12 protein-coding genes are annotated in these 14,013 nt (G+C 50.8%); all 12 read right to left on the bottom strand.

Annotated features, from left to right (window positions below):
- Nucleotides 1-13 precede the first annotated feature (13 nt).
- Nucleotides 14-3,742 (bottom strand): hypothetical protein, encoded by a 3,729-nt coding sequence (locus CFII68_RS28015; protein WP_256211741.1) that lies wholly within the window; start codon nucleotides 3,740-3,742, stop codon nucleotides 14-16.
- 120 nt (nucleotides 3,743-3,862) lie between these two features.
- Nucleotides 3,863-6,004 carry a type II secretion system secretin GspD gene (gene gspD / locus CFII68_RS04975; RefSeq protein ID WP_139353154.1) on the bottom strand — a complete coding sequence of 714 codons (2,142 nt, stop codon included), beginning with the start codon at nucleotides 6,002-6,004 and terminating at the stop codon, nucleotides 3,863-3,865.
- A gap of 73 nt (nucleotides 6,005-6,077) precedes the next feature.
- Nucleotides 6,078-6,593 (bottom strand): hypothetical protein, encoded by a 516-nt coding sequence (locus CFII68_RS26345; RefSeq protein ID WP_018612310.1) that lies wholly within the window; start codon nucleotides 6,591-6,593, stop codon nucleotides 6,078-6,080.
- On the bottom strand, nucleotides 6,586-7,185 hold the full coding sequence (gspM, locus tag CFII68_RS04980) for a type II secretion system protein GspM (protein WP_018612309.1): 600 nt from the start codon (nucleotides 7,183-7,185) through the stop codon (nucleotides 6,586-6,588). Before gspM ends, CFII68_RS26345 begins: the two co-directional genes overlap by 8 nt.
- A gap of 3 nt (nucleotides 7,186-7,188) precedes the next feature.
- Complete coding sequence (locus CFII68_RS04985; protein ID WP_077506636.1) at nucleotides 7,189-8,211, bottom strand: type II secretion system protein GspL; 1,023 nt, start codon at nucleotides 8,209-8,211, stop codon at nucleotides 7,189-7,191.
- 9 nt (nucleotides 8,212-8,220) lie between these two features.
- Nucleotides 8,221-8,820 (bottom strand): prepilin-type N-terminal cleavage/methylation domain-containing protein, encoded by a 600-nt coding sequence (locus CFII68_RS04990; RefSeq protein ID WP_018612307.1) that lies wholly within the window; start codon nucleotides 8,818-8,820, stop codon nucleotides 8,221-8,223.
- A 5-nt stretch (nucleotides 8,821-8,825) separates the two neighbouring features.
- Entirely contained in the window at nucleotides 8,826-9,203 is a 378-nt protein-coding gene (locus CFII68_RS04995) for a prepilin-type N-terminal cleavage/methylation domain-containing protein (protein ID WP_018612306.1), read from the bottom strand.
- Nucleotides 9,200-9,634 (bottom strand): GspH/FimT family pseudopilin, encoded by a 435-nt coding sequence (locus CFII68_RS05000; RefSeq protein WP_018612304.1) that lies wholly within the window; start codon nucleotides 9,632-9,634, stop codon nucleotides 9,200-9,202. The genes CFII68_RS04995 and CFII68_RS05000 overlap by 4 nt, the downstream gene beginning before the upstream one ends.
- The gene (gene gspG, locus CFII68_RS05005) at nucleotides 9,635-10,066 is read right to left on the bottom strand and encodes a type II secretion system major pseudopilin GspG (RefSeq protein WP_018612302.1); all 432 of its coding nucleotides are present in this window, start codon (nucleotides 10,064-10,066) and stop codon (nucleotides 9,635-9,637) included.
- A gap of 16 nt (nucleotides 10,067-10,082) precedes the next feature.
- The gene (locus CFII68_RS05010) at nucleotides 10,083-11,288 is read right to left on the bottom strand and encodes a type II secretion system F family protein (RefSeq protein ID WP_018612301.1); all 1,206 of its coding nucleotides are present in this window, start codon (nucleotides 11,286-11,288) and stop codon (nucleotides 10,083-10,085) included.
- A complete protein-coding gene (gspE, locus tag CFII68_RS05015) occupies nucleotides 11,285-12,982 on the bottom strand; it encodes a type II secretion system ATPase GspE (RefSeq protein WP_033062865.1) in 1,698 nt (565 codons plus the stop codon). Before gspE ends, CFII68_RS05010 begins: the two co-directional genes overlap by 4 nt.
- Before the next feature lie 115 nt (nucleotides 12,983-13,097).
- The gene (locus tag CFII68_RS05020) at nucleotides 13,098-13,781 is read right to left on the bottom strand and encodes a type II secretion system protein GspK (RefSeq protein ID WP_256211746.1); all 684 of its coding nucleotides are present in this window, start codon (nucleotides 13,779-13,781) and stop codon (nucleotides 13,098-13,100) included.
- Nucleotides 13,782-14,013 lie beyond the last annotated feature (232 nt).

Raw genomic sequence — 14,013 nt, 5'->3', positions numbered from 1 at the left:
CCTTTATCCCAGCTCATGGGCTGACCCGCTGTGCGATGCGCTTGTCACCCAGATAGAAGTATTCGGTAAGCACACCTGCATTCATCTCGATTAATGGTTTACCTTTGGAATCGTGCATCTCGTAAACCTTACCGCTGGCCTTAGTCACGGCGCTGCGGTGATTGAGGCCGTCGTAGCTGTATTCCACCTTTTTCGCAGGAACAGAGCAGTTGATGCAGGTGAGGTTTGGCACGTCGTTGTAGGTATAGGTGTTGCCTAGGCTGCTGCTGACATTCCCATAGGCATCATAGCCAAAGGTACTGGCTCGCAATCCACTCACACTGCTTAGGCGGTTGCTGGTGTCATAGGCGTAGGCAAGACTGGATTGCCCGAGGGTTTGCTTGGTGAGATTGCCGCCCCCGTCGTAGGTGATGCTTCCCTGGCCCCAGAAGCCGACAGCGCTGGTCAGGCGGTTGATGTTGTCGTAGCCCAGCGTGCGGTTGAAGCTACTGTCAGCGGTGTCCCTGATTGTGGCTAGGTTGCCGACGCCATCATAGGTGTAGCTACTGTTGAGGTAGACGCTGGCAGGGGCGTTTTTTTGGGTGATGAAACTAGTCGGCCACAGGCGCGCATTCTGGCCATAAGTGGAGACGGTACCGTTGCTGTAGGTGATGCTTTGAATCAACCCGGACGGCCAATACTTCACATTGGTGGCGTAGCCTGAAACCATGGTGGGCCGTCCCAGTGCATCCGGCGTATAGCTCACCACACGGCCGGATTGCGGGTAGGTGATGCTGCTCAACTGATCATTGCCGTTATAAGCATATTTGGCAGTGAACACTTTGCCGTCCAATGCCAGACTTTCTTGGATCAGGTTACCTGCGGCGTCGTATGCAAAGCTGCGATTACCACCGCTGGTATTGCTGGTCACCAGTTTGCTGTCCTTGTTGTAGGTGTTGGTAACCGCAGGTGTGGCGCCAGGGTAGACGGTTGACTTAAGGCGATCCAAGGCGTCATAGGTGTACTTTGTAATTCCCGAAGCACCCACTTTTTTGGTAATCATATTGCCGACGATGTCACGACCATAAGTTGTGACACCCGTTTCAGGGTTGGTGACACTGATCAGGTAATTGCGAACGTCATAGCCGTAAGTGCGCTTTCGTCCGCCTTGTGTGACCGCCGTTATAAGACCGTTAGGGCTGCGTTCAATACTCACGTTAGCGGACGCTTCGGGAGCGGTAATGGCCATCAGCAACTGTTTGTCGGGGTCACCATAAGCACGGTAGGTGTAGGTCGTGGTTTTACCACGCTCATCCACGACCGACATATTGGCCGGACCATAGCTGCGAGATTGGAAAGTGCCATCGGCATTGCTCTGGCGAGTCAGGCGATCCAAGGCATCATATTGATAGCGCGTACCGGTCACCACGCCTGGGTTGGACTCAAAGGTTCTACGACCCAGGCCGTCATAAGTGAAAGTTCTGGTGACACCTGCCAACGTGACACTGGCGGGACGGCCAAACGGGTCGTATAGCGTTTTCTCCACCAAAGCTCCGCGAGTGGCGGTTTTCGAGGTGGAGGTGTAGGCAATGGTTTGGCGGTTGCCCACCGGAGGGGTGAACGATGTACGACGGTTCAGACCATCATAGGTATAAGTCGTGGTTTTACCTTCACCATTTGTTTCAGAGGTAATATTGCCTGCATTGTCCACCACGCGGGTGAGGGTGACACCCTCGGGGCGAATTTCGGTTTGTGCAATGCCGCGCTTGTAGTTTGAGTAGGCATAAACTCCGCCGCCAGGGGTCGTCTTGCTGGCGATGTTGCCTTGAACGTCATAGGTAAACTTTGTGGTTACCCCATCACGTGTTTCGGTCAGGACCTTACCATTGGTGTCGAAGGTGCGGGACAAAGATATGCCTGGGGAAGCCTCGCTCCTTAACTTCCCAACAATCCATTTATTAGCATCGTTAAAATAGCCAAGTGAAGTGATACGAGCGCCACCATTTGGGCCAGTCTCCACTCTACTTTGTGCGTTCCCATATGCATCATAGTTGCTGTATTGAGTAACATAAACCGCTCCCCCTATAACTATTTTTTTACTCTGCATATCAGCAGCACGAATCGCTGTATCCATTGCATAACCCAGATCCACAACTACATCTTTACCCCCAGCAATAGTCCGAGGTTGCCAAGTATACACCTCTGTATTACCTAAAGGATCGGTCTTTTCCATAAGATTGCCGATCATCCAAACGGTTTCTTCCGGAGCCGTGCCCAAGGGGCTTAGTGCCACCTTATACGAAGCACCTATGTACTTAAAAGTAGTCTGGCCTTTTGGGCCAACCTCCACAGTAACATCATACACCCCGCTCCGTCCTTTTTTGTAGCTATAGCTCCACTTCTCACCCGAAGACAAAGTTCGACTCAAAACTTTCTCACCCATACTTTCCAAAATCCAAGAGCTCGACTTTTGGGTAGCCCGAACGCGATGCGCAGTATAAGTATACTCGTAGGATGCTACGCCCCCAGCAGGATAGGTAATCGACTTGATTTTTCTTGCGCTCAGCGTCGGAACATCTCTTTTATAGATATCTAACTGCTTATAAGCACCCGGATAATAACTATACTTCCAGCTTTCACCAGTGCTATATGTTACAGAGTTAAGCACACGAGAATTAAGAGCATCAGGCTTTAAATAACCATAAGTCACAGAAAACCCAGAACCGCTAGCGACCTTAGTCAACTTTGCCGATGCATCATCATAAGAAAAATCGACAATTCGCCCATCGCTAGCAACGATCTTAGTTAATAGTGTCGCAGGCTTCTCAACGGAGGATATATCCCCTTTCGAATCAGGCCCCGCGCCCCGATGAGGGGGAAGGTCAACCATTGCGGGCATTGCCCAGAGAGAGAAATGAGTTCCGAACGTTTTATATGTAAAAGTTAGTTTGTTACCGTTTGCATCAGTAGCGGTTTTTGCAACCATATAGGTTTGCGTACGTGGCGCTACGAAGGTATATCCCTCATCTGCAGGATAAGAGTCAAAATCGTTTAAATATCGCTGACCGATTCGCCGCTCAGAAATATTTCCGTAATCGTAGATCACACCCTCAGGAGAAGTGACTTTGACTATATTACTATCACAGCGAATTCGCCAGTTGTTCTTTGTACGCGCCTCATGATTCCCTATACTGTATATATTTTCAACAGTCCCATCAGGAAACTCGATAACAGGCAAAGGTCCTTGATTGGACAGCTTATCAGTCAAAGCCGAAAACTGGGCATGCGAAGTTGTCGTAGCACATAGATCCACCAATAGATTGCGCTTATAAAAAGTTAACAATGTATTATACGCCGACCCATAATTCCATGCATTTTCCACACTGAGCTTAGGGGCTACATCAATGGACCAGCCCGGACCTAATTGAGCCGAACGATATGAGTTTGATAACGTCGCAGTCAAGGCAGCAGAAACACGCGCCATGCTATAAGTCCGCCACAAAACAATATCCAACCCTCCATTTCCTGGCAATATCATATCCTTGTGTTTAATCCATAAATTACCGCTCCGGGGATCTACTGAGTCGGGAATCTCTGGTCCATTATTAACATCCGCGAACTCTGGCAAGAAATCGACCCCACCTTTCCCTCCTCCCCCCGTCACTCCCATCGCCAGTGCCAAATTCGAAAAAAACAACATACCCCATAAACCAAACACTACCCACGACCTAATAAAAACAAAACCACTAAATATATCAATCATTCCTTTGCACCCTCAATTCGACCCGCAAATCCCATTTAATAAAACTGACAGCCATTGCAAGACTAGAAAAATTTCAATTTTATCACTGCACAAACTCTCCTTTTAAATTTAGCTTCGTGATTAGAGCGGTTGAATTAGCTGCATTTTTTGCCTATATTCAGTAGTCACTCCCCTTGCTGCGTCACCATCCGATATGACCTTTGGAGTAATTAATACGATCAATTCAGTTCGGCCATGGCTGCTCTGCTTATCGCTGAACAACCAGCCTAGTCCCGGTATGGCTCCAAGATACGGTACACGGCGGTCTTGCCGAGATTCGTCCTGCTTGATAAGCCCTCCAAGCAAAACTGTCTGCCCACTCTGCACAGCAACCTGAGTGGATACGGAACGAGTGGAAATACTTGGATTACCGTTACTATCTACGATCTTGCTAGCATCGCTAACCTGCTGTTGAATATCCATGTATACCAAGCCACCAGGATTTATCCGAGGCACGACGTCAAGAATGACGCCTGTCTGTATGTATTGAACACTGCTAGTACTAACTGACGTATTATCCAAATTTATTGTAGTTTGGTTGATTGGAATATTATCCCCAACTTGGATCTGCGCATTCTGATTATTCATTACCACTAAAGATGGAGCCGAAAGCACACGGGTATTACCGTTGCTCTCCAAAGCGTGCAGTGCAACTTGCAGATTATCACTGACAAAAGAGTAGAAAAGCGTATCCGTGGATTTAAGTGCAGCGCCGCCTGCCCCCAGAGCTCCTTGACTGCCTGAAGCATTCTGAATTCCAGGAGTTCCTGACTTACCGGCTAACCGGCCCAGATACCACTGCACGCCGAGATTCATACCATCTGTAAGACTGACTTCAAGAATCCGAGTCTCAATTTGTACTTGCAAAGGAGGATTATCCAATCTGCGAATCGCGGCCTGAATCTCCTGCCACTGTGTCGGACGACAGCGTACTAACAGTTGATTACTGCTTTTCTGAGCTGTAATACGTACGGGGTTATCGGTTTGACCTACGGTCGCAGAATTACCTTCAGGGGTCTCCTCACTCTGTTGCTCTTGCAACTCTTCAGACTCCAAAGAGTCTACCCTCGGCTCTAGTTCATCGCTATTCGTAGGTGTAGAAGACAGACTACCAAGGCCTCCCGTATCTTTATTCGATGACAGAGTAATTGTGCGTAACCCCGGCGCAATCTGAGCACGTTCTTTATGTTCCACCGCGTTGCTGACGTAGATCTGCCGCAGATAGTGAGCCAAGTCCGTGGCTTTCATATTACGCACGTCGTACACATACATTTGGGGCTCATATCCCCCGCCCTGATCGATTGTATCGATCCAGCGACCGACTTCATCCAGATACTCCGGCTGGGAGGAAATAGCGACGATCGCATTGGTTCGCTCAATTGGCAGAAAACGCACCATCCCAGCCAAGGGCGTGCCGCTGCGCGGGCCGAAAAGTTGGTTCAACTCAGGTATCAGCTCGGCGACATTGGCGCGCTGCAAACCGTAGACTCCAATGGACATTCCTTTGAGCCAGTTAAGGTCGAAGGTATCAATTGTGTCTTGGTAATTATTCAGCTCATCGGCCGTACCGGCCATGACTAAAATATTGCGAGCAGAATCCATCAGGAGAAATGAATTTTCCCGAGCGAATGGCTTGAGCAGCTTTTGCATTTCCACGGCAGAGATGTAGTCAAGGGTGAATAACTTGGCACTCAACCCAATGCTTGGAGCTGGCATACGGTATTGTGGTGTCAGTTGCCCAGCCACCGCCTGATTGGCGGGAACCACTAAGTAACGATTTCCTTGTCGTACCAGCGCGTTATTGGTCCAAGACAACAGTGTTTCAAGGATCGATAAGGCTTGATCTTTGTCTACAGGCTTTGCTGTCGAAAATGAAACATCACCGCTGACACCTTGGGAGATGCTGAAGTCCTCATTTAGCAGATCCCCAAGGATGGTGTTGATCACAGCAGCAATAGGTTGATTGGTAAAATTGAACGTTACCTTGCTCTGGCCTTCTTCAGACTTACGCTCTGGGCGAGCCGCCACTTTGCTGACAAAGTGCTGGCCTCCGCGAATAATTTGCTGTCTTGGAGGCTGTGGGGAAACCTGTGCATTGTCGATTGGAGCAACTTTACCCAGCGGTCTAACCGACGAATTGTCACCCTCGGTTCCGGCGAGACCTTCGCGAAGGAGGCGATCATCTTGTTGAGCAGCAGGGTTAATGCAGCCTTGCAGCAACATTGTTGCTACGCAGGAAAGAGCCAAACGATTGACCACGAAATTCTGTCCTTGATAAAAACGAGTAATAATGAATTCAGGGGAGAGTCATCGGTAACCTGGGGCTTTCGATCTCCAGGCTTTGCCGGGTTTGTCCATGCACTAGTTCGATCTGTCGTTCACTAATACGCTCGACCAGCCAACCATTGGAAAGAGGTTGCCCTTCTCTCAGCGCAAGCGCTTCGTTGTTTATCCTGAGCAATGCAACCTTCAACTCTTGGGCAATCACCACACCGGTGAGTATCACGTTATCCAGTGCAGGCGCTGGCGCCTCAATCAGTTGCGCAGCGTTTGTAGCGTCGGGTTGGCGTTCGAAGTTAAACAGTGGTGCGGACCAAACCTGAAGATATTCCTGTAGAGTCGGTTGGGATCGATAGGTCGTGACTTCAGACTGATCAGCCATCGGTGAAAACTTCGCAGGCACGGTAACGTGAGGTCGCCACTCTACTGTCGCCCCCGCACCATTAAGCATTACGATCCAGAGAACCAGTAATGTGGTTGCGACGCCAGCCAGGGGCAGCAGCGTTCTGTAGATATACTGGCGCTCATTCATGTCCAGCAACCTGCATAGCGCTCAGGAGTCCACTCACCTGCATCTTCACCGCTAGACGACCCTGCTGATCCTGTGCCTCCGTTGAATTGGGTGCACGTTGAATGCTTAGCGTGTCCACGACTAAATAGGGCTGTTCACTCTCGAGCCTATGAAGGGTACCCGCCAACGACTCGATACCGCATTCCATATCGACGTTGACCTTGATCTGTAGAAGCTGACCATTCGGGGTCGCTGTTTGAGGGGTACGACTCAGTACGGTACAAGCGATCCCTGTTGCTGGCTCAAGTGATAGCCGCTCCGAAACCAATTGCATAAGTTGAGCGGTTGCGACTTCAGGCTCTCCTGCCGTTAACAACCCTTCGTCAGAGAGAGGACGTCGGGTTACTGATTCAAGTTGAGCCTGGATAAATCCACGTTGTGCTTCCAGCGTTGAAAAACGTTGATACGACGCCTGCAGAATTTCCTCTTCCTCGGTCATCTGCTGTAGCGGCGCGATGAACCACCAATGCAGAAGTGCCCAATACAAAAGAATACCCATCAAGACAACCAGGGTGATCGCGTAGAATCGCTGTGCGCGTCGAGTCCTGTACACGCGTTACACTCCCGCTTTCCGACGATGAGCCACAATATTGAAACGCTCCAGGCCACTTTCACGATCGGGTTGAATTCCGCCCTGAAAGGTTGCTTTCTCAAGGCCTGCACAACGCACAAGCTCAGCGGGTAACAAGTTTGACTGACGGCTCAGCCCGCTGAGAGTGACAGTTCCGTCAAGGTGCATCTCTAGTTGCTCCAGCCAGGTATCTGTAGGTACACAGTTAGTAAGCTCATTGAGAAAAGCAACGCTTGTTTGCTTTTGCTTATCTTGCAGAACTAAGGCTTTTTCTATTTCTGTGCGTTCCTGCAACTGCTTGCGCATCCTGTCGACTTCCATTGCTCGAGTCCGAAGCGAAACTACCTGCTCTCGCATCTCAATGAGCTCTTTTTCGCGATTGCCAACCCAAGTCATCATAAGTAGCAGGACCAGAAACCCAATGCCTGCACTGAATGCATATTTGGTATACCGTAAACGCGTAGCCCGAATGTCGCGATGATGCCTTGGCAGCAGGTCGACCCCGTACGGGCGCCCCGTCTCATCCATTACATCCACATTAACCACTCGCGATCCCTGTGCTTCGACCGACTGTACCGCCACATCTAGACGGCTGCGCTCAATAAGCACCAGAGATATCTGCAGTAGAGCTTGGTTTTCAGATGCATGGGACCATGCATCAAAGTAGATCTGCTCTGCCTTGAAAGGCGTATATTTATCTAGTTCGAAGGTCAGTACTGATTTGAGACTGCGTGCACTCTGAGGGGGCAACTGCAGTTGGCACAACAAAACTTGATCGGCAGCCAGCAGCAAGACAACCGCTCTATCGGTCTCATGATCCAAGGGGGTTTTTAATGGCCAGTGAACGATCGGAGTTAAATTCCGATCGCTCAACCGATGGCGCCATGTAGATGGCACGCATGCCAAGAGCTCGTTGAACCACCACTTAAAGAATGCTGGTATAGGCGACCCTTCCCAACGCTCATGCAGGTGATAGCGAAGTGAGCTAAATAAAGGAATCATCATCATTTCCCCTCTTCACAGAGCCGCTCCCAACTGCTGGTTTGTACGCACCGCCACGCTCATCGACGGCCATTGCACTGGTCCATCGGCGTCAAGCTCGACTCGGATAAATTGTGGTAAGCGTTCTGGCCACGGCCATTGCGCCAACCATCCGGTGCTGAAATTTTTTTCATCGAGTCCGCGGTAGCTGAAGTGGACCTTACGCAACTTACCCATCAACACTTGAGGGCTTCCCCAAGGCTGCACGCCATCAGATTCGAAAAACGTAATACGCAGCTGTAAATCACCTGTTTCCGTTTTGAACGATTCAAGTTGGTGAATTTTCAACTTGCCACCAACACCCAACGGTACTGGTGCAAAAAAACGTACTTTCTGAGGATCCCCCTCAAACAGATGTTGTGGAATACGCTTTTCAGGTAAGGCGATAGGTCTTGTTTCTTGCAATGCCTGACGTAAAAATCGTTGAGCCGCTCTCTCCTCGTCAAGCCTCACGGCATAGCGTTCGGTACCTTGGACGGTTCGATGGGTGGCCAAAAGACTTCCGCTCACTAACATCAACAGAATGCCTAGAAGACTGATCGCCACCATCACTTCGAGGAGGGTGAAGCCGCTCATTCGCCTCACGGATATCGCCCTTGATTCAAGGGCTGAACACGCAAGGTACTGAAGCTCTCAATAGTGTCCGCGTGGCGTAAAATCAGTTTTAACTGGAACAACTGAACGCCCGATTGCACCTCTCCTTCCGTACACTCAAGCCGCCAGTCAATCCCACTTTGTTGACCAGTGGTGACACCAGGTTCCAGTCGGCCGGAGGCTCTGTCTACGATCAAAGATCGGGCCAATAACCCCATCCGCGTTTTTAACTCGTCCTTCGTGTACAACTGCATGGACTGCCCCATGCTACTCATGAAAATGCCAAGGGCCACAGCCAATAGGGCTGTCGCTGCCAATATTTCTATAAGGGTGAAGCCGGACTGGGGGTTATAAGCACGTCTCATTGAACACGCTCGACAAGGCTGACGTTGCCAGTAAGCCAACCCACATCGATACGTGCTTCACGGGACTCATTTTTCAAGCTGAGGTTGCCGCCGCTTGAGCTGCCGTCCGGATAAAAAATCATCGTAACGTCTTTGCCCAGACCCTCAGCTGTTTCTATTCGTAATTGTGTACCGGCATTCAAACAACGGGGTGGAAACTGCTCGACGCGATAACAGGTGCTATCTAGGTCGAATAGCAGGGACATAGGACGCCCTTCAACTATCGCCTGCGTTCGCGCTTGCCTTAAACTCTGCAGCAACTCATTGATGCTCTGGCGTTCACGCGCATGAGCCAGGCCACGTGTAATCCCCGACGCCAGTAGCATGAACGCAATACTGATCAGTACTAGAACCGCCAACATCTCGAGGAGAGTGAAACCGCTCTGGCGCAATTATTCCCAGCTCCCCAAATCCAGATCCGGCCCCGTTCCGCCAAGCTTCCCATCGCGCCCCCGGAACACCAAGTCAAAGCTTCCATGCTCACCCGGGTTTAGGTAATCGAATGCATGACCGAACGGATCAAGTAGGTCACTTTTTTTTGCGTACGGTCCTTGCCAGGACTGAGCATTTGCGGGTTTAACTACCAAATCCTCCAACCTGGCCGGGGCGCTCCCTACATCCATGGCGTAATTTTCGATTTTCATACTCAGGCTGGCCAACTGCGCCTTGCCAGCCCCGTATTTACCCTTGTCGACGCCACCACCGATCTGGCGCACGACAAGAGTCGCAACAATACCTAACAGCACGATGACGGCGAGCATTTCCAGTAGGGTGAAACCTTTATTACGGTTGCTAAAACTTTTCATACGATAGATCTGACGCATTTTGTTTTCTCTTTCCTTAGATATTGCTAGTCAAACTCATCAGCGGCAGCATGATCGCCAACATGACGATGGCAACCAAGAGCGTCATAATCAATGTCAAAACGGGAACCAGCGCGGCCATAAAGCGCTTCAAAGTACTTTGCGTTTCTTTATCATAAATATCAGCCAACTTTAGCAACATCTCGCTCAATTGCCCGGCCTGTTCCCCCACTCGAATCATCTGCACGGCCAACTCGGGGAAAACTTTTGTCTGCTCCAAGGCCGTAGACAATGAACAACCTTCTTTAGTCAGAAGGGTTGCTCGCTCCAAAGCACCTTGAATAGCAAGATTGCTAACGACTTGCCGGGTGATGCTCATCCCTGAGAGCAACGAAACTTTTCTTTCCAAAAGCGTGCCCAGAGTCAACGCAAAGCGTGCCGTCTCAATGCCCTGCAGTAACGTTCCCCAAACCTTCATTCGCAGCAGACGTGCATCTAGAGGTAAGCGTCGAATTGGGTCACGCAAGTGCCGGCTGAACCACCACGCACCGATCACCGCCAGCAATATCAGATAGAGCCCCCACTGCATGAGAAAGTCACCCGATACAAGAATTAACTCGGTGAGCAGCGGAAGTGTAATGTTTAGATCTCTAAAAATTGGCACAAACTGCGGAACAACGTACACCATCAAAAGAGCCAGTGAGCCCACTACACCAACTATTAAGAAAGCCGGATAAATTAAAGCACTGACCAACTCACGGTTTCGGGTTTGAGTTCTTTCCAGGTAATGTGACAACTGCACCAGCGTTTGAGCCAACATACCAGCCGCTTCACCCGCTCGGATCAGGCTAAGATAAAAATTCGAAAACGTACCGTTTTCTTCCTCCATCGCTGCCGACAACAGGCTCCCACCTTTTACCTGTTCCCGTAATCGACTGATCAGTTCGCCAACGGGTCGTTTATCTGATTGGCGTGCCAGTAGTGCCAGAGCACTTTCTAAAGGCTGTCCAGCATCAAGGAGTGTCGCGAGTTGCTGCGTGAATCGAACAATTTCGACACCAGGAATCTGTTTTTTTTGGAAGAGCCCACCTGACAAAAATGTCGTCACTGCGGGACGAATGTCCACGATCAGCAATCCTGATTCTTGCAATTTGCTGATTGCTTGCTCAATGGTCTTGGCCTGCACTTGACCACGTGTACTCAGGCCGTCACGATCCAACACTCGGTAGCGAAATAAGGTCATGACACAACCGCCCCGTCGTCCCGCGTAACTCGCAAGACTTCTTCCAAACTGGTGACACCAGCCAAAGCAAGGCGCAGACCGTCGTCATAAAGCGTACGCAGGCCGCCTCTGCGCGCAGCCTGCTCGATAGTAGTGCTGTCGGCTTTCTCCATCAGCAGTGTACGAATCTCGTCGGACATGACCAGCAATTCAGTAATAGCCACACGCCCTTGATACCCACCATTCGATGCACCCGACCTGGGCCGATATAGCCGGACTGGGCGCTCGTTGGTGTATTGATCAAGTTTGTGCTCAGCGATCACTGCAGCAGGCGCGTCAAAGGCCTCAAGCTGAGCCGGATCAAGCCTGCGCACCAGGCGTTGAGCCAAAACTCCATTGATGGTGGAGGCCAACATGTAACTCTCTACGCCCATATCCAGCAACCTAGCCAGACTGGCACAGGCACTGTTGGTATGTAGGGTCGACAGAACCAAGTGCCCGGTGAGCGCCGACTGAATCGCGATACGGCAAGTTTCCAAATCGCGGATTTCGCCAATCATGATCACATCAGGGTCCTGACGAACGATGGAGCGTAGCGCTCCGGCAAAATCCAAACCTATTGCCGGTTTAACCTGCATTTGATTGATCCCCTCGAGTTGATACTCCACGGGATCTTCAACAGTAATGATCTTGCGTTCCGCCGTATTGAGTCGAGAAATCGCAGCATAAAGGGTTGTAGTTTTGCCTGACCCGGTAGGGCCCGTGACCAACAGGATGCCGTGCGGACGCTGCAGAACCTCGAGAAACCGGTCAAGGCGCTCGCCATCAAAACCCAATTTTGTGAATTCGAACGCTATGGTTTGCCGGTCCAACAGACGCATGACCACCGACTCACCAAAACTGGTTGGCAGAGTCGACACACGCAAATCGAGTTGTCGTCCTTGAACCCTGAAAGCGATTCGACCGTCCTGTGGTAAACGCCGCTCGGCGATGTCCAGCTTGGCCATAATTTTGATGCGGGAAATGACCGCCGCTGCGGAACTGACCGGAGGTGATTCGGACTCTCGCAATAAACCGTCAACGCGATAGCGGACATTCAAACGATTTTCGAAGGGTTCGATATGTACGTCAGAGGCGAACATCTCGACGGCTCGCTGGAGAATCAGGTTCACCAGCTTAATTACCGGCGCCTCAGAGGCCAGATCTTTGAGATGGTCGATGTCGTCAAGTTGCGCCGTATGATCAAACTGATCAGTCAACGACCCCATTGCCGTTCGACCCTGCCCATATAAGTGCTCGATCAAATGCTCGACCTCGCTTTGCAAGCCCACCAGCGGTCTAACACTAAAGCCCGTCGCGTACTCAATGGCCTTGAATGGATAGTCATTCAATGGCCTTGAGCTAACAATTTCTAGCGCGTTGTCCGAGGTGAACCCAACGGGGACCACGGCGTAGTGTTTTAAAAAGCGCAGTGGAAGCGCAGGGATATCTTCAGGAATTTCAGTCAAAGGCTGCCCACTGTATAGTGGCCAACCTAGCGAGCTGGACCATGCAGCAGCAAGGTCCCCTTCTGATACCAGTCCGAGCCGACTAAGCAGGTCTGGAACAGGGGTTTCGGACTGGGAACTGCGCAAACGAGCCAGGTGCTCTAACCCATCAGCACTTAAGCTTCCTTGCTGGAGCAGACGCTCTACTAGGCTTGCGGTGATATCCATTTCGCCACTGAACTAGGGATTACATGGGTGCTTCCCGAGGAGAAAGCACGTTAGAAGACGCGAATGATATCAGTTTGCCCCTAGCTTCACTACCACTCCAAATGTGAGTACCTACCTAGCGCTCCTGCCAGCGATACACGCTATAAAGCGCGCTTCCGTCTGCACTACGATCCAGCGCAATCGTGGCAAAAAGGCCTGCCTTGAAGCCGTTGCTCAGTTCGGCAGAAGACTCAATACTGATAACAGAGCCTGAATTGCTCACCACGCCTGGGGATATCTTGTTTTGCAGTGCTTGGAGCAATGGCTCGGCGGCAAATGCGGCGTCCGGTACCCCTCTGCCGCTCCACAAAGTAACGAGTGGCAGAATTCGCTGGTACAGATCGACATTCATCGATGTGACGTCTAAAAGCTCTTCCAAATGGCCTAATGGCTTTCCTTCGATTCGGCGCTGAGACAGCAGATCTGAGAATGAGACCGCCTCGTGCTGCGTAGCCCCCATGAATCGAAGCAAGCTGGAAAAGTGCTCCAGTTGACAGAAATTCAGATCCAGCTTGCCATGTTCGCTGCGAGCCGAGAATGTCAGGCGAATCCCATCAAGATCGTATCGATGCTCTCTTCCATCGGCGATGAAAGCAGCAGGGTCGTTTAACAAATTTTTTACGGCTAACGCTATGCCGCCTTCAGCGGCGATCAGGGCCTTGCTTCGTTGTAACTCGTTATGGCTCTGGCGATTCTCAATACGAACGCCCGACAACACACCGGCCATCAATAAACCAAGAACCGCGACAGCCCATAGCACGAAGATCAAGGCTGCTCCCTGTTGCCGGCATGCCGCTAGTTTCCCCGTCCCACATAGCATGCTCAATTACCTACCTGACCTAGTTTTTCTGTGAAACGAAGCGGGCTCCAGATCCACCGATTTTACAATGTATGCATGTCAAACCTACACGCGCAATAGCGCCACCCTTGAAAGCGCTATCAAACAATGCCCGTTGGCCAGCCTCAGCGAAACCCTCGCCTCGGTCAATGCC

It is taken from the genome of Pseudomonas sp. CFII68 (assembly GCF_000416195.1).
In the GTDB taxonomy this organism is placed as follows: Bacteria; Pseudomonadota; Gammaproteobacteria; order Pseudomonadales; family Pseudomonadaceae; genus Aquipseudomonas; species Aquipseudomonas kilonensis.
This window is presented reverse-complemented; position numbering and strand designations above follow the sequence as displayed.

What these genes read in the sequence shown, in the direction of transcription:
- CFII68_RS04995 (WP_018612306.1), bottom strand. Translation starts at nt 9,203, where the DNA reads ATGAGACGTGCTTATAACCCCCAGTCCGGCTTCACCCTTATAGAAATA.
- CFII68_RS28015 (WP_256211741.1), bottom strand. Translation starts at nt 3,742, where the DNA reads ATGATTGATATATTTAGTGGTTTTGTTTTTATTAGGTCGTGGGTAGTG.
- CFII68_RS04985 (WP_077506636.1), bottom strand. Translation starts at nt 8,211, where the DNA reads ATGATGATGATTCCTTTATTTAGCTCACTTCGCTATCACCTGCATGAG.
- gspE (WP_033062865.1), bottom strand. Translation starts at nt 12,982, where the DNA reads ATGGATATCACCGCAAGCCTAGTAGAGCGTCTGCTCCAGCAAGGAAGC.
- CFII68_RS04990 (WP_018612307.1), bottom strand. Translation starts at nt 8,820, where the DNA reads ATGAGCGGCTTCACCCTCCTCGAAGTGATGGTGGCGATCAGTCTTCTA.
- CFII68_RS05010 (WP_018612301.1), bottom strand. Translation starts at nt 11,288, where the DNA reads ATGACCTTATTTCGCTACCGAGTGTTGGATCGTGACGGCCTGAGTACA.
- gspG (WP_018612302.1), bottom strand. Translation starts at nt 10,066, where the DNA reads ATGCGTCAGATCTATCGTATGAAAAGTTTTAGCAACCGTAATAAAGGT.
- gspD (WP_139353154.1), bottom strand. Translation starts at nt 6,004, where the DNA reads ATGTTGCTGCAAGGCTGCATTAACCCTGCTGCTCAACAAGATGATCGC.
- CFII68_RS26345 (WP_018612310.1), bottom strand. Translation starts at nt 6,593, where the DNA reads ATGAATGAGCGCCAGTATATCTACAGAACGCTGCTGCCCCTGGCTGGC.